17 protein-coding genes and 1 tRNA gene are annotated in these 19,602 nt (G+C 55.0%); 9 read left to right on the plus strand and 9 right to left on the minus strand.

What is annotated here, in order from left to right; all coding sequences use genetic code 11:
* The first annotated feature begins 24 nt into the window (after positions 1–24).
* Positions 25–3,858, plus strand: coding sequence for an exodeoxyribonuclease V subunit beta (gene recB, locus LQ901_RS01880; protein ID WP_233671931.1), 3,834 nt, complete (start codon positions 25–27; stop codon positions 3,856–3,858).
* Between the two features lie 11 nt (positions 3,859–3,869).
* Positions 3,870–5,807 carry an exodeoxyribonuclease V subunit alpha gene (gene recD, locus LQ901_RS01885; RefSeq protein ID WP_152136442.1) on the plus strand — a complete coding sequence of 646 codons (1,938 nt, stop codon included), beginning with the start codon at positions 3,870–3,872 and terminating at the stop codon, positions 5,805–5,807.
* Between the two features lie 159 nt (positions 5,808–5,966).
* Here recD and argA read toward each other — a convergent pair whose 3' ends face one another.
* Entirely contained in the window at positions 5,967–7,301 is a 1,335-nt protein-coding gene (gene argA / locus LQ901_RS01890; protein ID WP_064978128.1) for an amino-acid N-acetyltransferase, read from the minus strand.
* A 383-nt stretch (positions 7,302–7,684) separates the two neighbouring features.
* On the opposite strand from argA, the gene LQ901_RS01895 reads away from it, so the two are divergent.
* Positions 7,685–7,903, plus strand: coding sequence for a hypothetical protein (locus LQ901_RS01895; protein ID WP_133240532.1), 219 nt, complete (start codon positions 7,685–7,687; stop codon positions 7,901–7,903).
* 401 nt (positions 7,904–8,304) lie between these two features.
* Here LQ901_RS01895 and LQ901_RS01900 read toward each other — a convergent pair whose 3' ends face one another.
* The 5 genes from LQ901_RS01900 to LQ901_RS01920 form a co-directional block, all read right to left on the minus strand.
* Complete coding sequence (locus LQ901_RS01900) at positions 8,305–9,417, minus strand: M20 family metallopeptidase (RefSeq protein WP_233671932.1); 1,113 nt, start codon at positions 9,415–9,417, stop codon at positions 8,305–8,307.
* Between the two features lie 17 nt (positions 9,418–9,434).
* The gene (locus LQ901_RS01905; RefSeq protein WP_010864431.1) at positions 9,435–9,896 is read right to left on the minus strand and encodes a YjiG family protein; all 462 of its coding nucleotides are present in this window, start codon (positions 9,894–9,896) and stop codon (positions 9,435–9,437) included.
* A gap of 11 nt (positions 9,897–9,907) precedes the next feature.
* Entirely contained in the window at positions 9,908–10,639 is a 732-nt protein-coding gene (locus tag LQ901_RS01910) for a nucleoside recognition domain-containing protein (protein ID WP_010864430.1), read from the minus strand.
* Between the two features lie 651 nt (positions 10,640–11,290).
* Positions 11,291–11,367 (minus strand) — tRNA-Met (locus LQ901_RS01915).
* A 150-nt stretch (positions 11,368–11,517) separates the two neighbouring features.
* Positions 11,518–11,670 carry a hypothetical protein gene (locus LQ901_RS01920; RefSeq protein WP_233671933.1) on the minus strand — a complete coding sequence of 51 codons (153 nt, stop codon included), beginning with the start codon at positions 11,668–11,670 and terminating at the stop codon, positions 11,518–11,520.
* Between the two features lie 137 nt (positions 11,671–11,807).
* Here LQ901_RS01920 and mltA point away from each other — a divergent pair, with 137 nt between their 5' ends.
* The 3 genes from mltA to LQ901_RS01935 all read left to right on the plus strand — a co-directional run bounded on the left by mltA (position 11,808) and on the right by LQ901_RS01935 (position 14,018).
* Positions 11,808–12,869 (plus strand): murein transglycosylase A, encoded by a 1,062-nt coding sequence (mltA, locus tag LQ901_RS01925; protein WP_064978508.1) that lies wholly within the window; start codon positions 11,808–11,810, stop codon positions 12,867–12,869.
* Between the two features lie 57 nt (positions 12,870–12,926).
* Entirely contained in the window at positions 12,927–13,751 is an 825-nt protein-coding gene (gene tcdA / locus LQ901_RS01930; RefSeq protein ID WP_039045197.1) for a tRNA cyclic N6-threonylcarbamoyladenosine(37) synthase TcdA, read from the plus strand.
* A gap of 69 nt (positions 13,752–13,820) precedes the next feature.
* Positions 13,821–14,018, plus strand: a complete 198-nt coding sequence (locus LQ901_RS01935; protein WP_152136912.1) for a hypothetical protein — start codon at positions 13,821–13,823, stop codon at positions 14,016–14,018.
* A 141-nt stretch (positions 14,019–14,159) separates the two neighbouring features.
* On the opposite strand, the gene csdE is transcribed toward LQ901_RS01935, so the two are convergent.
* Both csdE and csdA read right to left on the minus strand, forming a co-directional pair.
* Positions 14,160–14,600: a cysteine desulfurase sulfur acceptor subunit CsdE gene (gene csdE, locus LQ901_RS01940; protein WP_064978126.1), complete on the minus strand. Its 441-nt coding sequence runs from the start codon at positions 14,598–14,600 to the stop codon at positions 14,160–14,162.
* A 21-nt stretch (positions 14,601–14,621) separates the two neighbouring features.
* On the minus strand, positions 14,622–15,839 hold the full coding sequence (gene csdA / locus LQ901_RS01945) for a cysteine desulfurase CsdA (protein WP_233671934.1): 1,218 nt from the start codon (positions 15,837–15,839) through the stop codon (positions 14,622–14,624).
* Positions 15,840–16,217: 378 nt separating this feature from the next.
* On the opposite strand from csdA, the gene LQ901_RS01950 reads away from it, so the two are divergent.
* The 3 genes from LQ901_RS01950 to rlmM are packed head-to-tail and all read left to right on the plus strand — an operon-like array spanning position 16,218 to position 18,694.
* The gene (locus LQ901_RS01950) at positions 16,218–17,132 is read left to right on the plus strand and encodes a transcriptional regulator GcvA (RefSeq protein WP_010864424.1); all 915 of its coding nucleotides are present in this window, start codon (positions 16,218–16,220) and stop codon (positions 17,130–17,132) included.
* 58 nt (positions 17,133–17,190) lie between these two features.
* Complete coding sequence (locus LQ901_RS01955; RefSeq protein WP_152136439.1) at positions 17,191–17,580, plus strand: DUF423 domain-containing protein; 390 nt, start codon at positions 17,191–17,193, stop codon at positions 17,578–17,580.
* On the plus strand, positions 17,573–18,694 hold the full coding sequence (gene rlmM / locus LQ901_RS01960) for a 23S rRNA (cytidine(2498)-2'-O)-methyltransferase RlmM (protein WP_010864422.1): 1,122 nt from the start codon (positions 17,573–17,575) through the stop codon (positions 18,692–18,694). The genes LQ901_RS01955 and rlmM overlap by 8 nt, the downstream gene beginning before the upstream one ends.
* 77 nt (positions 18,695–18,771) lie before the next feature.
* On the opposite strand, the gene xni is transcribed toward rlmM, so the two are convergent.
* Positions 18,772–19,566, minus strand: coding sequence for a flap endonuclease Xni (gene xni / locus LQ901_RS01965; RefSeq protein WP_152136438.1), 795 nt, complete (start codon positions 19,564–19,566; stop codon positions 18,772–18,774).
* Positions 19,567–19,602: the final 36 nt, after the last annotated feature.

Consider the following 19,602-nt stretch of genomic DNA (forward strand, 5'->3'; position numbering starts at 1 on the left):
CTCGCCGTCAGACAGGAATCTAGCATGACTGCGCAACCTCTGAATCCGCTTAGCCTGCCCTTATATGGCGAACGCCTGATTGAAGCGTCCGCCGGTACTGGGAAAACCTATACCATTGCGGCGCTCTATTTACGCTTGTTGCTCGGTTTGGGCGGCGATGCCGCCTTTACGCGTCCGCTACGGGTCGATGAAATCTTGGTGGTGACCTTTACCGAGGCGGCAACCGGTGAGCTGCGTGAGCGGATCCGCGCGCGTATTCGTGAAGGACGTTTGCTATTGATGCAAATGGTGCAGCAGCCAGCGCTGCGAGACCTGTTGCTAGCGGAGAAAGGGAAAAAAGATCCGTTGTTGGCACAGATGATGGATATTGCTCCCGCCGATTGTACTGAAGCGGCGCAGACTTTGCTGGCGGCTGAGCGGCAGATGGATGAGGCGGCTATCTACACCATCCACGGTTTTTGCCAACGGATGCTGACGCAAAATGCCTTTGAGTCCGGCAGTTTGTTTGAGCAAACCTTGGTGACCGATGAGCAAAGCTTGGTGCGGCAGGTGGTCACGGACTTTTGGCGACGTCATTTTTATCCGCTGTCGCGCGATATGGCGGCGGTGATCAGCCAAGAGTGGGCTTCACCTGAAGCGCTGCAACATGAGGTAGTGCGTTACTTAAGTGGACCGGCACCGCGCATTCATCGGCATGGCGAGGATACCGATCTGGCGGCGCGCCATCAGCAGATTGTCGCGCAGCTTGATGCACTTAAGCAGGCTTGGCTGGCGAATGCGGGTGAGATTGAGGCGCTGATTGCCAGCTCTGGAATTGCCAAGAACAAGTATCGTGGCGATTGGGTGAGCAAATGGGTGGGTGAAATCACCGCATGGGCAATGCAGCCGACTCGTGATTATCGCTATCCTGACTCGCTGGCACGCTTTGCACAGTCGCGGTTGCACGAGGCGACGAAAAAAGGCGAATGCCCGTCGCTAGCCTTATTTGACCAGGTTGAGCAGCTGTGTGAGCAAACACTTACTTTGCGCGATATCGTGCTGGCGCAGGCTATCGCTGAGTTACGCGGCGCGATGCAGCGGCATAAACTTGAGCGCGGTGAGATGTCGTTTGATGACTTGCTGACGCGCTTGTCGCAGGCGCTGCAGCAAGAAAGTGGTCCGGCGCTGGCTGAGGCTATCCGTCAGCGTTATCCGTTGGCGATGATTGATGAATTTCAGGACACCGATCCGCAGCAATACCACATTTTCCATACCCTGTATGGTGGGCGCAGTGATACCGGTTTATTGATGATTGGTGACCCGAAGCAGGCTATCTATGCGTTTCGTGGCGCGGATATCTTTACCTACATCGAGGCGCGTCGCAATGTAAGTGCCCACTATACGCTAGACACCAACTGGCGCTCGTCGGCGGGGATGGTGGATGCGGTCAATCGCCTGTTTAGCCTCTCGCCAGATCCATTTTTATTCCGCGCCGATATCCCGTTTTCGCCGGTACAAGCATCGCCGGCGGCCAATGGGTTGCATTTCACGCTCGAGCAGCAAGTGCAACCGGCGCTCACGTTGTGTCGTTTGCCGGGGGAGCGCTGTAACAGCGGCGATTACCAACAGCAGATGGCGGCGGCGTGCGCCAACTCCATCGCCGGTTGGCTACAAGCTGGCGTCGAAGGGCGTGGGCAGATTGTGCGCGGAGATAAAGTTCGGCCAGTACAGGCGCAAGATGTCGCCGTGCTGGTGCGTACTGGCCGTGAAGCGGCCTTAGTGCGACAAGCCCTGAGCGCGCGCGGTGTTTCTTCGGTGTATCTGTCAAACCGCGATAGCGTATTTGGTACGGCGGAAGCCACCGATTTGCTGCGCTTACTGCAAGCCTGTTTACAACCGGGACAAGAGCGTTTACTGCGCGCGGCTCTGGCCAGTAGCTTACTGGGGCTGAGTGCCGCCCAATTAGATGCGCTCAACCAAGATGAAGAGCGCTGGGAAAAGGTGGTCGCGGAGTTCGAAATGTATCGCCGCTGCTGGCAGCGCCAAGGCGTGTTGCCGATGCTGCATCTGGTACTGCGCGAGCGCGAATTGGCGGAAACGCTGTTAGCGGGCGCTGACGGTGAGCGCCGGTTGACCAACGTGCTGCATTTGGGCGAGCTGCTGCAAGAAGCGGCCGCCGAGTTAGATAGTGAGCATGCACTTCTGCGCTGGTTCGCGCTGCAACTGGCTGAGCCGGCTTACGGTAGCGATGAGCAGCAACTGCGTTTGGAAAGCGATGCCCATCTGGTCAAAATCGTCACCATCCATAAATCCAAAGGCTTGGAATACGGTCTGGTATGGCTGCCCTTTGCTTGCGGTTTTCGTAAAGCTGATGGCAGTTTGTACCACGATGACAGCTTACAGCCGGTGCTGGATTTAACCGGCGATCCGCTCGCGGCGGAGCGCGCCGAATATGAGCGTTTGGCCGAAGATATCCGCCTGATTTACGTTGCGCTGACCCGCGCGATTTATCACTGCCAAGTGGGCGTCGCGGCACTGACGGTGGGTAATGGCAAGCGTGACAGCACCGATGTACACCAAAGCGCGTTTGGCTATTTGCTGCAACGCGGCGAAGCCGGTGATGCCGCCTTGCTGGATAGCTGCTGCCGTCATCTTTGTGAAGTGGGGAATGGTAATGTGGCACTTGCCGGTTTGCCTGAGGCGGCGCAATTTATGCCACCGGTGAGCGAAAGCGCGCCGACCTTGGCCGCCGCGCAGTTTACCGGTCATATCGACCGTAACTGGTGGATCACCAGCTACTCGCACTTAAGCCGTCACCAAGAAGCGGTGGACTGGCTACCGCATTTTGATCAGGACGCCGCCGGCGAGCAACCGGTCAGTGCGGCGGCGCTCGCGGCAGAGTCGGCGATGAGTCCAGAAAATAGCACTGTGTTGGCGGTTGCCGAGGCTGATATGGCCGCCGAGTGGCTCGGTACGCTCGCCATTGATAGTGCCGTTGATAGCTCCAGTGATAAAGAAAGTGACTGGGCTGGTAAGCTCACGTCAGATGCAGACTCCAATGCACTTGCGTCAATCGATCCCGCGCAGTCAACCGAGCCAGACGTGCCAGAAATCGAATACTCGCCGTTTACCTTCCCGCGCGGCGCTCGCCCAGGGACGTTTTTGCACAGCTTGTTTGAAACCTTAGAGTTTACTGCTCCGGATACGTGGTCTGAGCCGTTGGCGCTGATGAGCGACGCCCACGGGCTGGACGCTCAATGGCAGCCGGTATTGCAGCATTGGTTGACGCAGGTGCTATCGACCCCGCTCGATGGTGAGGCGTTAACCCTCAATCAAATCGGGCCACAAGATCGGCGTGTGGAGTTGGAGTTTTACCTGCCGATTGACTCTCCACTGCACGCTGCGCGGCTAGATAGCCTGTGTCGGCGCTACGATCCGCTCACGCGCCAAGCGCCGCAGCGACTGGAGTTTGCCAACGTGCAAGGCATGCTTAAAGGCTTTATCGACTTGGTGTTTCGCTGGCAGGGGCGCTTTTATGTGCTCGATTATAAGTCCAACTATTTGGGCGATGCGGCGGCCGATTACGCCCCGGATGCGCTGGCACGCGCCATGCTCGATCACCGCTATGACTTGCAATATCAGCTGTACACCTTGGCACTGCACCGCTATTTGAAAACACGCGTGCCGGATTACGACTATGAGCGTCATATCGGTGGAGTGTATTACCTGTTTTTACGTGGCATGCAAGGGGCGGATTCTAACGGTGATGAGCAACATGGCGCGAACGGCGTGTTCCATTGTCGGCCCGATGTGCAGCTGATTAACGAATTGGATCAACTGTTTGCCGCGTCGAGTGACGCCGCTGTCGCTGGCGAATAAGGAGAGCGCAGATGCTACAAGAATTACAAGCGCTGGTGGCCAAGCAGGTGATCCGGCCATTGGATTATCAATTTGCTCGCTATCTGGCGGCCGACTTACCTGCACCGCAAGGCCCATTACTGGCTTTAGTTGCGGCGATGACCAGTTTTGCGGCCGGTAGCGGGCATATTTGTCTGGATTTGCGCCGCTTGCATCCACAGCGCTTATTTGGTTTGCGCGATACGCAACATCTATGGCAAGCCATCGGGCTGCTGCCACTTGCGCAGTGGCCAGCGTTACTACGCACCTGTCCTGCCATCGGGGATGGCTCTCAGCCAACGCCACTGGTCTTGGATGGCGATTATCTCTATTTGCACCGCTTGTGGCAGGACGAAGGGCAGATCATCGCTTTCTTGCAACGCAGCGTGCAGCAAAGCGCCCTGTTACAGCAACATACGCCGAGCGCGCCATTACGCGGCATGCTCGATACCCTGTTTGCGCGTACCGAACCGCAGACTGCGGAAGTCGATTGGCAGAAAACCGCTGCTGCGCTGGCGTGTACCAGCAGCATGGCCGTGATCTCGGGCGGCCCCGGTACCGGTAAAACCACTACCGTGACTCGGATGTTGGCGGCGTTATTGCTGCAAGCCGGTGAGCACAAATTGCGGATCAAACTCGTGGCGCCGACCGGTAAAGCCGCGGCGCGCTTAAGTGAGTCAATCAGCGCCGCGCGCGCCAGTTTGCCGGTGCCGGAGGCGATCCGTGAGCGTATTCCGGCGGAGGCGGGAACCCTGCACCGTTTGCTGGGGGCGCAGCCGAACAGCAGCCGTTTTCGCTATCATCGTGATAACCGTCTGCATCTGGATCTGCTGGTGGTGGATGAAGCCTCGATGGTGGATGTGTCTTTGATGGCGCGCTTGGTCGAAGCTTTGCCGGAGCATGCGCGTTTGATTTTATTGGGCGATCGCGATCAGTTAGCCTCGGTAGAAGCGGGGGCGATTTTAGGCGATATCTGTCAGCTTACGCAGCAAGGCTATAGCCCTGCGCAAGCCGAACGCCTTGGCGCGCTCACTGGCAGTGATTTATCGGCCTATGTGCAGCCGCGCGGCGAGCCGCTGCGCGATCAGATTTGTTTGCTGCGTAAAAGTTATCGCTTTGCCGCTGGCTCTGGCATTGGTCAGCTAGCCAGTGCAGTAAACGTAGGCGATGCAGAGGCGGTACAGGCATTATTGAGCAATAGCGCCAGCAGTGCCGATTTGCATTATTGCGCGTTGAGTGAGCAGACGTGGACTGCGCAAGAATACCCGCAATTGCTACGCCAGTGTGTGAGTGGTTATCGCCCCTATTTGTCGGCAGTGCGCTCTTTGCTGGAGGCATCCCCAGAGGGCAGTCTGCTGGATGAGTCGGCGGTGCGCGCTATTTTGCACCAGTTTGGCCAGTTTCAGTTATTGTGCGCGCTGCGCGAAGGGCCGTTTGGGGTCAGTGGCCTGAATCAGCGTATTGAACAAGCCTTAGAGCAGGCGGGCTTGATCCGGCGCGATGAGCAAAGCCGCTGGTATCCGGGGCGGCCGGTGATGATCATGCAAAATGATAGCGCCTTGGGGCTGTTTAACGGGGACATCGGGATCACGCTGGAAGACTATGATCGCGAAGGGAAGCGACGACTGCGGGTGTGGTTTGAAATGCCCGATGGCAGTGTGCGCGCCTATCTGACGAGTCGTTTACCGGTGCACGAAACGGTGTATGCGATGACGGTGCACAAATCGCAAGGCTCGGAGTTTGCCCATACGCTGCTGGTGTTACCGCCGCGCTATACGCCACTGTTGACGCGAGAGTTGGTGTACACCGCGATTACCCGAGCTAAACAGCAATTGTCACTGTATGCACAGGCGCAGGTGTTGCGCCGAGCAGTACAAACGCGCACCTTGCGCCACAGTGGTTTTGCTGCCCGTTTACAGCGCGGCTATTGAGCTCGTGGCGCACGCATGGCGATAGCCATGTTGCCTGCCGGATTGACTACGCAAGTGGTATCCGGATAAATATGAAGGATAAAGATAAGGCTCACTCAGCGTCCCGTTTGCCGCGACGCCCGTTTGTCGCGAACAGCGCAAACGGGCGCTGGGCATGCGTTAGACCACGTCAGTGATCAGGATTTTCGATTTACGCTGATAGTTATACAGCGCCTGCTTACGCTCAGGCAGCACTTCAACCCCCGCTGGTGAAAAGCCCCGCTCTTGGAACCAGTGAATGCTGCGCGTGGTCAGCACAAACAACTGCTTCAGCCCCATCCGTTTAGCTTGCGCCATCACCCGTTCGAGCAGTACTTCGCCGCGCGAGGAGTTGCGGTATTCGGGATGCACCGCTACGCATGCCATCTCGCCCATCTCCTCTTCAGGGAAGGGATAGAGCGCGGCACAGGCGATCACCAAACCATCGCGCTCGACCAACGTGAACTGACTGATCTCCATCTCCAGCTGTTCACGAGAGCGACGCACCAAGATCCCTTGCTCTTCCAGCGGACGAATTAACCCCAAGATCCCACCAATATCATCAATGGTGGCCGAGCGGACTTGCTCGGCGCTCTCCATCACGATCTGGGTACCGATCCCATCGCGAGAAAACAGCTCTTGTAACAGCGCGCCATCTTCCACGTAGCTCAGCAAATGGCAGCGTTTGACCCCCGCGCGACAGGCGGTGACCGCGGCGCGCAGAAAACGGATCGTGGCCGAGTGGTAGTTGCCGAGCGCCTCTTGCTGCTGGATCAACTGCTGTGCTTCGCTGGGGAATAACTCGGAGATCACGCTTTGTGGATCGTCCGGCTCCATCACCCCTTGTTCGGCGCAAAAGCCCAGCATTTTGTCGGCTTCCAATTTAATTGCCAGTTGGGTGGCAATCTCTTCCGACGTCAGATTGAAGCTCTCACCGGTGACCGATACCGCCACCGGCCCCAGCAGCACCACGCTGCCACTGTTGAGCTGACGGCGAATACCATCGACATCAATCCGGCGAATGCGGCCACTGTGGCAGTAATCAATGCCATCATCTACCCCCAGCGGCTGGGCAATCACAAAGTTGCCACTGACTACGTTCAGGTGCGCACCGGCCATCGGGGTGTTAGACAGACTCATCGATAAACGGGCCGTCAAATCCAGTTGCAGCTGACCGGCGGCCTGTTTGACCAGCTCTAAGCAGCGGCTGTCGGTAACCCGCGTGTGTTTGTGATAGCGGCATGGATAGGCGTGTTGTTCATGCAGCAGGTCAATCTGGCGTCGCGCGCCATATACAATTACCAGCTTGATGCCGAGGCTGTGCATCAGACCCAGATCGCTGATAATGTTTTTGTAATTGGCGTGCTCTACCACTTCGCCATCGAGCATGATGACAAAGATTTTACCCCGGTGTGCATTCACATACGGGGCAGACTGACGAAAGCCGTGTACCAGCTCCATGCTGCGTTCTTTCAATGGGGCGTCCTCGTGTCCGCAAAAAAATACAGTATTGAATAAATATTCCCTTGTTTTGCTTTTTTATTCTTGATGGGGCGGATTTGCAATACGCGGAAAGAAATTTAACATTTGTGTCTAAAAAGTCGGCGCGAAAGCGCTAGGCGCACTTAGAAATAATGCGTGAGCAGTAACAAATGCTTTACGTGAGATGAGTAGTAGCAGGATGCGCGGTAAGGCATGGAGGGAAGAGCGGATTTTACGCGTCCCCACGCTGTTGCGACAGGGGACGCGCAGTGGAATCAGTGTGACGAATTCCGATTCGGCATGCTAAAGATGCCGTCTAAACCCGGGAACTGGAATGACTCGCTACGGTACAGCACGCTATCGCAACTGGTGCACACATGCTGACGACGGAAGGAGTACGCCCGGTCGACGCCGAAGTGATGTATTTTCCGGCTATGACAATGGTTGCATTTTATCTTGCTGAAGAGTTCGCAGCCCGGATGGGCTTTCAGATATTCCTGTTTGGTTGGCAGCATCTTCCACTGGCGCAGCAGGCGCTGGGTAATTACCACGTAGCTGCCGAGCAGCCCAATAGCCAGAACAAACATAATACCTGAAATAATCATCATAACCTTAACCTCAACATCGTTATCACCATTGCTTAATAGCGTTCATTGTGTCCTATTCGACTGTATCGTAATCAGTAACGAACTGAAAGATTTGCTTACCATTTTAACTTGTTGATTTTTAAGTGTTCAAAAACGTAATACATGAAAATGTGATTTACATCTCATTGTCTGTTTTATCTACCAGTGCTATTGCATGATTATTCGCGTGTGAGATGAGCGTGTGCAGTGCTCGACGTGAGGGGAAGAAGCGTGGGCAAGAGGGCGCGGACAAATAAGCAACCCAAGTCGTTTGGGTATAGCTAAACCGGGTGTAGAGAAAGGCACGCTGTAAAAAAACGCACCACAAAAAAAACGGCTCACGAGGAGCCGTTAGTCAACCTAGTTTTGCCTTACAGGCTACGCAGAACGCGCTGTAACAGGCGTACGCGTGGCAGGATGCTGTCCAGCACCAGATACTCATCTGGGCTGTGGAAGCCAGCGCCGATTGGGCCTAAGCCATCCAGTGACGGGATCCCCAGTGCTGCTGTCAGGTTAGCATCAGAGCCACCGCCGACCGCTTTCCAAGTGATCTCAATACCTTCTTCTGCGCCGCAACGCTCAACCAGTGCCATCAGCTCTTCGGTTTGTGCAGACGGAGTCATCGCCGGTTTGTGCGCTTCGCGCTCCAGCGTGATACGTACGCCATCGATGAATGCTTGCTCTTGCTGAGCGGTCAGCTTGGCGTGGACTTCGTGGTATTCCGCGTTGTCCCAGAAACGTACGTCGACCAGCAATTCAGCGTGATCAGGCACGATGTTGGCGCCGTTACCGCCTTTGACGATCCCGACGTTCAAGGTGGTGCCGGACTCAAAGTTGGTCATCGCATTGATAGCCAAGATCCATTGCGCCATCTCGCTGATGGCCGAGCGGCCATTTTCTGGCTCGTTACCGGCGTGCGCCGCTTTACCGTGGAAAGTGATCTTGTAGCGCGCCATCCCTTTACGGGCTTTAACCAGAGAACCATCCGCACGGGCGGCTTCGGCTACCAGCACTTTCTTGGCTTTCTTCGCGACCGATTCGATCCATTCGTGAGAGTGGATAGAGCCAATCTCTTCGTCTGGGTTCATCAGCACGCCGATGGACAGACGCTGCAGCGTCTCTTGATCCAGATGACGCAGTGCCCACAGAATGTTCAGCAGACCGGCTTTCATGTCAGAGACGCCCGGGCCGTAAGCGCGCTCGGCATCGGTGCTCATTGGACGCTCAGCCGCGGTTCCTACAGGGAATACGGTATCCATGTGCCCGATCAGCAGCACATCAAAATGGTCTGGATTTGGCTGGTTAGTGGCCAGCACGCCTGGGCCGGCTTTCGCGCCCAGATCAACCACTTCGGTGTGCCAGTTCAAGTCACGGTATTTCTGTGCCATCATCTCAGCAACGGCGGCTACGCCTTCTACCGTGCTGGTGCCGCAGTCGATATTGATCAGCGGTTTCAGTTCTTCCAGATAAGCGTTCAGTTGCATATCCAATACACCTCGATTTAGATAATCACACGCATCAGTAACATCGCACCGAAGGCATTCAGTACGGAAATACCGATCATGACAGGAATCAGTTTGGCACGGGTGCCGATTACGCCCAGAATACGACCCGCGTATTGCACTTGGGAGCCCATCAGGTAGATAGCCGGAGCCAGAATGGCCAGATGCTCACCGGTCAGGATGCCATCAGTGAACAGGCTCACTGCCACACCAACACCGCCGCCCATTGACATCCAGCCGCCCAGCAGCACCGCCGCTGCTTCACCTGGCAGGCCGAACAGCGCCATCACAGGTTCAAATACACCGGCCATCAGATCCAGCGCACCAGAGATTTTCAGCACCTTGATGATAACAAAAGCCATCAGGATATTGGGTACGGTGCTGGTAGTTGCAATGTTCCAACCTTTACGCGCACCGGCAACAAAGATATCCGTGATCATTGGTTTAGTTTGAGTAGTCATCAGGATGCTCCTTAGGCGTTAGTCTGGGCAGGCTTGGTGGTGTCAGATTCGGAGTCGCCTTTACCTTCAGTCGCTTTCAGGTAAATGCGGAACAGGTTAGCGCCGACAATCTTCATCACGAACATCACCGCCACACAGGTACCGATAGATGCAGGAACGGCCAAGTTGCCATCGCTACCCACCAGGGTGAACAGCACCGCACCGGAGGAGAAGAAGTTCACCAGCATTGCGCCAGCAGAGAACTGGAACATTGTGAAAACGTCTTTTTCACGTTCAGTGATTTGTTTGTCATCGGCCAGTGCACGGGTCAGAGAAGCACCTACGTCGGTACTTTGCAGGCTGCCAATCATGGCCAGACCGGTGTTACCGGAGATCCCCATCAGTGGGCGCAGCAGCGGAGACAGCAGCTTACGTGCGGCATCCAGCGCACCGTAGTGCTCCAGTACGTTAATCACACCCAGCGCGAACATTACGGTTGGGATCAGACCAAAGGCAAACAGGAAGCCTTCCATCGCACCGTCACCGCCTGCACCACGTAGGGTTGAGGTGGAGGTGGTGATGGCATCGCCGGTTTGTTTCACGCCGCTGACCAGTTTACCGAAGGTACCGTTCAGGGTGGTGAAGTCAAACACACCTTGCCAGCCGGTGCTTTTCATCGCGCCGGAGAAGAAAATCAGGGCAAAGGCCAGCGCTACATAGGCGCCCCAGCGGACGGGTTTATTCTGATCGGTGGGTGTACTCATGGGCATTCTCCAAAGCTCTGGGCTGTTAACCAGGTTAAATATGCGAACAGTCATTTATTCGGCTCATGCGGGCAGCATAGGGATGGCGGGGAGATAAAAATTGATATGGATCAAGTTTTGTAAATTGAAAAAGTATGACCAATTGTAAATTTTAACTACGTCATGCTTTTTAATCCCACATATAAGATATATGCCTCTGTCTGTGTTTATTTTTGTGGAGTTATATGTTTACGCCATGTTGGCATAGTGTGGAATTCTGCCATGTAATCCACTGGAGACAAGGGATCGTGCACATAGTCATGTTTTTCGATAAGGAAGCTGTCACTTTGATTCGGCAATATGGGCAGTTAGCAGAATTTTATCGCAGAATTTTTTACTGCCCGCTCTTGGCTTTCGTGCACCGCAGTACAAAAAGTGAATGCCAGTAGCACGCACTCAAGAAGGCGAAAAAACAAAGAAAATGAAAAAACAAAGAGAGTGAAAAAAACAAAGAAAGCGAAGACGAGGAAATCATCTAAGTAGGAATTAGAGAGTAGGGGGAAAGATAGAGCAGGAACGTAGAGAGGTAACTATGGACGTGACTGAAATTTAGGTACAAAAAAACCACCTTACGGTGGCTTCTGCTTTCTGACCCGAAACAGTCAGAAGAATTGGTTGCGGGGGCTGGATTTGAACCAACGACCTTCGGGTTATGAGCCCGACGAGCTACCAAGCTGCTCCACCCCGCGTCCGATGCAGTGCATAATACGCTCCAGCCGCGGGAATGCAAGCTTTTTATGTGACGAAAATTCGTTTTTTTGCGACAAAGCCACGTTAAAACCTGATTCAGGCCACAAAATAGGGAAGACGCTGCTCGCTGGGCTGCTGGCTTAGTGCAGTCAGTTGTCACTGCTTGGTGTCTTGGCGAGCGTTTCCAAATGGCGCATGATGGTGGTGTAAATATCCCGTACCGATAATCCAGCACTGATCACAGAAAGTGATTTCTTTCTGCGTCGCCGTTTGCTATTTTTCGCCGATTTTCCGGTGTTCACCGGTATTACCGCTATCCAGTTATGAAAGAAGGGAGTCTGACGTGCGACCTGTATTTGCCCGTTTCACCGCCTCTGCCGAGGCAACAGTGGCCCGCGCCACCTATTCGTTGCGCCCATCGCGCTGCGGGATTGGCCTGATGGCGTGCCTGTTGCTGGCCTTGGCGGGCTGTGCCCCGAAAGCGCCACCGACAGATCGCGGTCAGCAATATAAAGATGGCGAAATTACCCAGCCATTGAAACCGGTCGCACAGGTGAATAGCCGTTTGCTGCCGCAAAACCAGAATGAATTTTCCCAGCAGGTTGAAAATGTGAAATTCGGTTCGCCGTCACTGCACTTTCGCCAGCAACACACCTATGCCGATATTTACCGTTGGCTCGATGCAGGGGCAGATCCGCGCAAATTAGCGCAATTTGGCTTGCAACCTTACCTGATGGCGGGGGGCGATAATCAAGGCAACGTGCTATTTACTGGGTATTACACGCCAGTATTGCAAGCGCGGCATAAGCCAGATGCGGTATACCGTTATCCGCTGTATGCCTTGCCTAAAGGCAATGCCCGCTTTACCCGCGCCGAAATTTATAACGGTGCCTTACAGGGTAAAGGCTTGGAGTTGGCCTACAGCGCCTCGATGCTGGATAACTTCATGATGGAAGTACAAGGCAGCGGTTATGTGGATTTTGGCAATGGTGAGCCGCTGGCTTACTTCGGTTATGCCGGGAAAAACGGGTATGCTTATACCAGTATTGGTCGTGTGCTGATTGATCGTGGCGAAGTGCCACGCGAGCAGATGTCACTGGATGCGATCCGCAAGTGGGCCAATACACACACGCCGCAGCAGGTGCAAGAGCTGTTTGAGCAAAACCAGTCTTATGTCTATTTTGAACCGCGCGCTGCCGCGCCGGTGGTGGGTGCTAGTGGTATTCCTCTGGTGGCCAAGGCCTCAGTGGCCGGTGACAAGAGTTTAATTCCGCCGGGCAGCGTATTGCTGGCCGAAGTGCCTTTGTTGGATGGGCAGGGGCGTTTTACCGGCAAACATGAGATGCGTTTGATGCTGGCGCTGGATGTGGGCGGCGCGGTCAAAGGCAACCACTTTGATATTTACCACGGTGTCGGTGATGACGCTGGGAAAGAAGCCGGTTTCTATCAACATTTTGGCCGGGTATGGGTGCTGAAATCGCCCGCCGATGGGCGCTTATAAGCCTGTGCCGGCATACTAAAACTGTAACATCAGCATGAATTCAAGCGAGGAGCTGAGATGTCTAAGCAGCAGACCGCATCTGCGGAGTATCAACAACGCTTTGGCGGTACTGCCCGTCTGTACGGGCGCAGCGAGTTGGAGATCCTGCGAGCGGCGCATGTCTGTGTAGTGGGCATCGGCGGTGTCGGCTCATGGGCGGCAGAAGCACTGGCACGCACGGGGGTCGGCGCGATCACCCTGATTGATATGGATGACGTGTGCGTCACCAACATCAACCGCCAGATCCATGCCATGAGCGGCACAGTGGGGCGCGCTAAAATCGAGGTGATGGCCGAGCGGATCCGCGCTATCAACCCCGATTGTGCGGTGCATTTGATTGATGATTTCATCACGCCGGATAATCAGGCCGAGTATTTAAGCCGTGGCTATGATTATGTGATTGATGCGATTGACAGTGTGCGCCCGAAAGCGGCTATGCTGGCATACTGTAAGCGCAATAAGATCCCGGTCATTATGGTGGGCGGTGCGGGCGGTCAGATTGATCCGACGCAGATCCAAGTGGCTGATCTAACCAAGACCATTCAAGATCCGCTGGCGGCCAAAGTGCGCGGGATCTTGCGCCAAGAGTATAACTTCAGCAAAAATCCGAAGCGCAAATTCGGCATTGATTGCGTGTTTTCATCTGAGCATTTGATTTACCCGCAAGCCGATGGCAGCGCTTGTCAGGCCAAACAAACGGCAGAAGGCCCGAAGCGGATGGATTGTGCGTCCGGTTTTGGTGCTGCGACCATGGTCACGGCCAGCTTCGGTTTTATTGCCGTGTCGCGCGTGATCCAGCGTTTGCTGGCTAAAGCGCAGGCTCGGGCGCAAGAGGCAATTTAATAGCAAGAATAAGCGTAACGGAAGACGTTTAAGCTAGACAGTCAGCAACCAACCAGAAGGGATGCCGCGATGAAATTACGGGTAGAGTTAGATCTGACGCCGCAAGAGCTCACTGAGCTGACGCAAAACCATCAAGTGCTGTGGCAGAACCTGCAAATGCAATTCTGGTCACAGGTGTCGCAGCAGATGATGAAGATGTCGCCGCTAGGGAGCTTTTATCCAATGCCGGGGCAGAATAATGATGAGCGTGGTGGGCCGCGCGAGTAAGCGCGTCAATGTAATACAGCGTTGATGTATGACAGTGATGAGTCTCGCGGCCTAGCGCCGCGTTCTATAACGTAAAAACGGCAGCTCCACGAAATGTGGTGGCTGCCGTTTTTGTTGGCGTCGCTGGCAAAAATTAGCGTTTTAAGCGCCGTGCGCGGTACGAGCCAGTTCATGAAGACGGGCACTGATCGCCTCAATGCCTTGCGCCCGTGAGCTAGACAACTGATCGGCAATGCCGAGGCTGGCCAGTGCCGCGGGAATGTCGAGAGCCTGCACATCTTCTGCAGATAAGCCTTCGATACGGGTCAAAATGACCGCCAACAAGCCTTTTACGATGCGCCCTTCGCTGTCAGCATAAAAGTGCAAGCGGCCATCGGGCTGTACTTGCATCCCCAGCCAGACCCGATTCTCGCAGCCATACAGCTCGAGCTGACTGCCACGCTCTTGCTCTGACAGGCTCGGCAGCTGACGGGCGAGCAGGATCAGTTGGCGATAGCGGTCTTCCCACAATTTGCAGGCTGAAAAGCGACTTTCTAGCTCAGGCCACGTGATTTGGGTACCAAAAGGGTGTGAACCTAACATCCGTTATTCCTCGCGTATTCGTTATTCCTCGCGTAGCAGCGCGACGGCGCGCTGTAAGGCGCTAATAAAGGCGCTGACGTCTGCCTCGCTGTTGTACGGGGCAAAAGAGACGCGCACGGTACCGGAAACGCCGAGTGCTTCGGTGAGCGGCTGCGCGCAGTGCATACCGGCGCGTAGCGCAATCCCTTGTTCCGCTAGCAACGTGGCCAGATCGCCATGATGAAGTCCTGCGACATTAAAGGCGATGATCGTGCTGGCGTGTGGCGGGCGATACAGCTGCAGCCCATCAATGGCTTGCATCTGCTGCACCGCCGTTGCGGCGAGGGCGCAAGCATGCTGATCGGCGGCAGCCAGATCTTGCTGTGCCAGCCACTCGAGGGCCGCATCAAAAGCCAGAATACCGGCGATGTTGGGGGTACCGGCTTCAAAACGCTGCGGGATCGGCGCCAGTGTAATGCCATCGAAGCTGACTTGCTGGATCATTTTGCCGCCGCCATGCCACGGGCGCATGTTTTCCAGCAGCGCCATCTTGCCGTACAGCACACCAACCCCGGTCGGGCCGTAGAGCTTGTGTGCTGAGAACGCGACAAAATCCGCATCCAGAGCTTGCACATCCACCGCTTCATGCGCCACCGCCTGCGCTGCATCCAACATCACCACCGCGCCAACCGCGTGCGCCGCGCGGATAATTGCTTCTACCGGCTGGCGACTGCCGGTGACATTCGACACCATGCCCACGGCCACCAGTTTGGTGCGTGCGTTCAGCAGTGCTGGCAGCGCCGTGATATCGAGCAGCAACTCTTCGGTCATCGGCAGACGAACGATTGTCGCGCCGGTTTGTTCTGCCAGCAGCAGCCAGGACACCAAATTAGCGTGGTGCTCCATCGCACCGACCAAGATCTCATCACCCGGTTGCAGGCGATCGCGCAGATAGCCATTGGCCACCATGTTGATGGATTCGGTGGTTCCACGCGTCCAAATAATCTGGCGCGGGTCGGGTGCATTGAGTAGCGCTGCGCACGCGCTTCGCGCATGTTCAAAGCGGCGCGTAGCACTGGCGGCTGCCTGATGCTGGCTGCGGTGTACGGTTGCGCCATTGCTGCGGTAATAGGCATCACTGGCCTCAATCACTGGCAGCGGTTTGAGCATGGTGGCGGTGCTGTCGAGGTAGACGCCAGCGTTATCCTGCAATGCCGGAAATTGGCGGCGGAACGAGTCGGGAGCAAAAGCAAAGGTCATGACGGTAATCTGATCTGAGTGGCAATCAATTCTGGCGGTGATCTTGGCGCGATCACGGCGACAGTGCAAGGGCGGGCTAAATGACAGATAAAAAAAAGCACCGCCAAAAGGCAGTGCGGAAAGAATTCACTATTGACAGACAGGGTCAAAATTGTACAGGAAGTGAAACATGGTGACTTTCGTCACCTGCCCGGTAAAACCGGACAACGTGCAAACACAACATTGCATGTCTTTGAACCTAAAGTATCTCCGAAGAGCTACTTGCCGTTTAGGCTCAGACCGCGTGGGTTAATATAGGGATTTGCTAGCCCTTCAACAACGGACAAATTATAATGCCCAACATTAGAATATCTAATATGTTGCTGAATGGTTATGGGTATGTCAAGACGACTTCCGCCGCTCAACTCGCTCAAAGTTTTTGAAGCCGCCGCGCGCCATTTAAGCTTTACCCGGGCAGCCGAAGAACTGTTTGTTACACAGGCTGCTGTCAGCCATCAGATTAAGGCTTTGGAAGAATTTCTGGGGCTAAAATTATTCCGGCGGCGTAATCGTTCGCTGCTGCTGACCGAAGAAGGGCAGGCCTATTTCCTCGATATGAAGGAAATTTTCACGGCGCTGTCCGATGCCACCGAAAAATTGTTAGCACGTACCGCCAAGGGCACCTTGACCGTCAGCTTGCCGGCCAGTTTCGCCATTCAATGGCTGGTGCCGCGGCTGGCCGATTTTAATGCCTCGCACCCCGATATTGATGTGCGCATCAAGGCGGTAGACATTGATGAAGGTTCGCTGACCGATGATGTGGACGTGGCGATTTATTATGGCCGCGGTAAGTGGTTCGGGCTGCGCGTTGACCTGTTATGTAACGAGTATCTGATCCCGCTGTGTTCACCAGCGCTGCTGACCGGCGAGCATCCGCTGCTTTCGCCGCATGATTTGGTGCACTATACGTTATTGCATGATACCTCGCGCCGTGATTGGCAAGCCTTTACCCGCCAGTTAGGGCTGACCGATATCAACGTTAATCAAGGGCCGATTTTCAGCCATACGGCGCTGGTGCTGCAGTCGGCGATTCATGGCCAAGGGGTGGCGCTGGCCAATAATGTGCTGGCGCAACCGGAGCTGAAAGCCGGTCGCTTAGTCTGTCCGTTTGATGATGTGTTGATGAGTAAAAACGCTTTTTATGTGGTTTGCCATGACACGCAGGCGGAACTGGGTAAAATAGCCGCCTTCCGGCAATGGATGTTGTCGCGGGCGCAGCAAGAACAAGACATGCTGCGACTTCGCAGCGTATAACCGTGAGCGCCATGCTGGCGCGGCGGTCTTAACAGCAGACAGGGATGATAAGGAGAGCATGATGCTGCGATTTATTCTGCCGTTTGGTGCACTGAGCGGATTTTTTGTCGTCGCGTTTGGCGCTTTTGGTGCTCATGTGCTGAGCCGTTCACTGGCTGCGGCGCAGATGACCTTGATCCAGACGGGTTTGAATTATCAGATGTTTCACACCGCAGCACTGCTGGCGGTGGGAGTTTTCGGTTTGCAGTATCCGCGTCAGCGGCTGGATCTCGGCTGCTTGTGGTGGGTACTTGGCATTTTATTATTCAGTGGCAGCTTGTATGCCTACGCATTGTCCGGTCTACATTGGCTGGTGTGGTTAACTCCGATCGGAGGCGTGAGCTTTCTGGCCGGTTGGCTGGTGCTGCTGAGCAAATTATTACAGTTGAGGAGAACCGCGCATGAATAAACTGGCGCTGTATTGTCGTCCAGGCTTTGAGAAAGAGTGTGCGGCGGAGATTACGGATAAAGCCGCCCAACTCGGGGTCTATGGTTTTGCCCGCGTAAAAGATAACAGCGGCTATGTGCTGTTTGAGTGTTATCAGTATGAAGACGCCGATAAGCTGGCGCAGGAGATCCCGTTTAAGACGTTGATCTTTGCTCGCCAGATGATCGTGGTGGGTGAACTGCTTAAAGATCTGCCGCAAGAAGATCGGATCACCCCGATCGTTGGCATGCTGACTAACGTGATTGAAGGCCCGGGTGAGCTGCGCGTAGAAGTGCCAGACACCAATGAAGCCAAAGAGCTGTCTAAGTTTTGCCGTAAATTCTCAGTTCCGCTGCGCGCGGCGCTGCGTAAAGCCGGTATCTTGCTGAACAAGGAAAATCCGTATCGTCCGGTGCTGCATGTGTTTTTCATCGCGCCGGGCTGCTGCTATGTCGGTTATTCCTACAGCAACAACAACTCGCCGTTGTACATGGGGATCCCGCGTCTGAAATTCCCATCCGATGCGCCAAGCCGCTCTACCCTGAAGCTGGAAGAAGCGTTGCACCTGTTTGTGCCACATGATGAGTGGGATGAGCGTTTGGGCTCTGGCATGTGGGCGGTAGATTTAGGTGCTTGCCCAGGCGGTTGGACCTATCAGCTGGTACAGCGAAGCATGTTTGTGTACGCAGTGGATAACGGCCCAATGGCCGAAAGTTTGATGATGACCGGTCAGGTGACACACTGCCGTGAAGATGGCTTTAAGTTCCAGCCACCACGCTCCAATATTGCATGGTTGGTGTGTGACATGGTGGAAAAACCGGCCAAAGTGGCGGCGCTGATGACCGATTGGCTGGTGAACGGCTGGTGCCGTGAGGCGATTTTCAACCTCAAGCTGCCAATGAAAAAGCGCTATGAGGAAGTGAGCCATATTCTGGAAAAAATGCAGACGGCGCTGAAAGACAATGGCGTCAATGCGCAGATTGCCGCTAAGCAGCTGTATCATGACCGTGAAGAGATCACCGTGCATGTGCGCCGTATTTGGGCGGCGACCAGTCCAAAAGCCAATGCTTATCGCCGCTATCGCGATGACGAGTAATGGCCTTTACGCATGACGATGGTGCGCTTGAGCAGCAGAATATGCGCTAAGTGAAACAGAAAATCCTGACCTTGAGGTCAGGATTTTTTTTGCCAACGTAACTGCTGCAAGTTAATCCCAAGCGGCAGATCGCGGCGCAGCGTTGCCACTTGGCGGCACAGGTGTGCCATCTCGCCTTGGTCACTCAGCTTTTTGAGCAGCGCCGGTGAATGATCGGTGGCCGCGAGTACAGCCTCCAGTGAGCCATAGCGGTTGAGCAGTGTGGCGGCGGTTTTGCCACCGATCCCCGCAACTCCGGGAATTTTACTGCTGCTAATACCGGCTAATCCCCAATAGTCGGGAAGCAGAGCCGGTGTTACGCCAAACTCTTGCTCAACAAAGGGCAGATCCAACCAGCGCTTTTGGAAGTAGTCGCGAATTTGCAAGGTAGGCGCCAGTAACTGGCAATAGCCTTTATCGGTGGATACGATGGTGGCTTGGTGCCCGCGGCTGCACACTTGCCATGCCAGCGTGGCGGCCAAATCATCGGCCTCATCCTCTTGTGCGGTTAAACTGGCCACGCCCTGTTCGGCAAAAGCGTCTTGAAACAGCGTTAATGCTGCTGCCAGATCGTCCGGCATGGCCGGTCGTCCCTCTTTGTAGCTGGGCAGCAGCTGGTGACGCCAGCCGGGTTCGCGCAGCGCGCTATCAAACACCGCCACGGCATGCGTTGGCTGAGTATGCTGCAACAGCTGCTCGAGCGCATTGCGGCTTTGGCTGATGCAGCGCGCCATATCCACTGGCTGTTCGGGCGAAGTCTTATGGCTTTCATGCACGGCATGAATGCGGCGGATAAGATTGAGGGCATCCACCACCAGTAAATGAATCGTCATCGGGTAAACCCATCTCACGTTAGCCTGACGCTACCT

The organism is Plesiomonas sp. PI-19, assembly GCF_021368255.1.
Classification (GTDB): Bacteria; Pseudomonadota; Gammaproteobacteria; order Enterobacterales; family CAMTGL01; genus Plesiomonas; species Plesiomonas shigelloides.

Coding starts and splice junctions, on each gene's coding strand:
- recB (WP_233671931.1), top strand. CDS start 25: ATGACTGCGCAACCTCTGAATCCGCTTAGCCTGCCCTTATATGGCGAA.
- recD (WP_152136442.1), top strand. CDS start 3,870: ATGCTACAAGAATTACAAGCGCTGGTGGCCAAGCAGGTGATCCGGCCA.
- LQ901_RS01895 (WP_133240532.1), top strand. CDS start 7,685: ATGCTGACGACGGAAGGAGTACGCCCGGTCGACGCCGAAGTGATGTAT.
- LQ901_RS01900 (WP_233671932.1), bottom strand. CDS start 9,417: ATGCAACTGAACGCTTATCTGGAAGAACTGAAACCGCTGATCAATATC.
- LQ901_RS01905 (WP_010864431.1), bottom strand. CDS start 9,896: ATGACTACTCAAACTAAACCAATGATCACGGATATCTTTGTTGCCGGT.
- LQ901_RS01910 (WP_010864430.1), bottom strand. CDS start 10,639: ATGAGTACACCCACCGATCAGAATAAACCCGTCCGCTGGGGCGCCTAT.
- mltA (WP_064978508.1), top strand. CDS start 11,808: ATGGCGTGCCTGTTGCTGGCCTTGGCGGGCTGTGCCCCGAAAGCGCCA.
- tcdA (WP_039045197.1), top strand. CDS start 12,927: ATGTCTAAGCAGCAGACCGCATCTGCGGAGTATCAACAACGCTTTGGC.
- LQ901_RS01935 (WP_152136912.1), top strand. CDS start 13,821: ATGAAATTACGGGTAGAGTTAGATCTGACGCCGCAAGAGCTCACTGAG.
- csdE (WP_064978126.1), bottom strand. CDS start 14,600: ATGTTAGGTTCACACCCTTTTGGTACCCAAATCACGTGGCCTGAGCTA.
- csdA (WP_233671934.1), bottom strand. CDS start 15,839: ATGACCTTTGCTTTTGCTCCCGACTCGTTCCGCCGCCAATTTCCGGCA.
- LQ901_RS01950 (WP_010864424.1), top strand. CDS start 16,218: ATGTCAAGACGACTTCCGCCGCTCAACTCGCTCAAAGTTTTTGAAGCC.
- LQ901_RS01955 (WP_152136439.1), top strand. CDS start 17,191: ATGATGCTGCGATTTATTCTGCCGTTTGGTGCACTGAGCGGATTTTTT.
- rlmM (WP_010864422.1), top strand. CDS start 17,573: ATGAATAAACTGGCGCTGTATTGTCGTCCAGGCTTTGAGAAAGAGTGT.
- xni (WP_152136438.1), bottom strand. CDS start 19,566: ATGACGATTCATTTACTGGTGGTGGATGCCCTCAATCTTATCCGCCGC.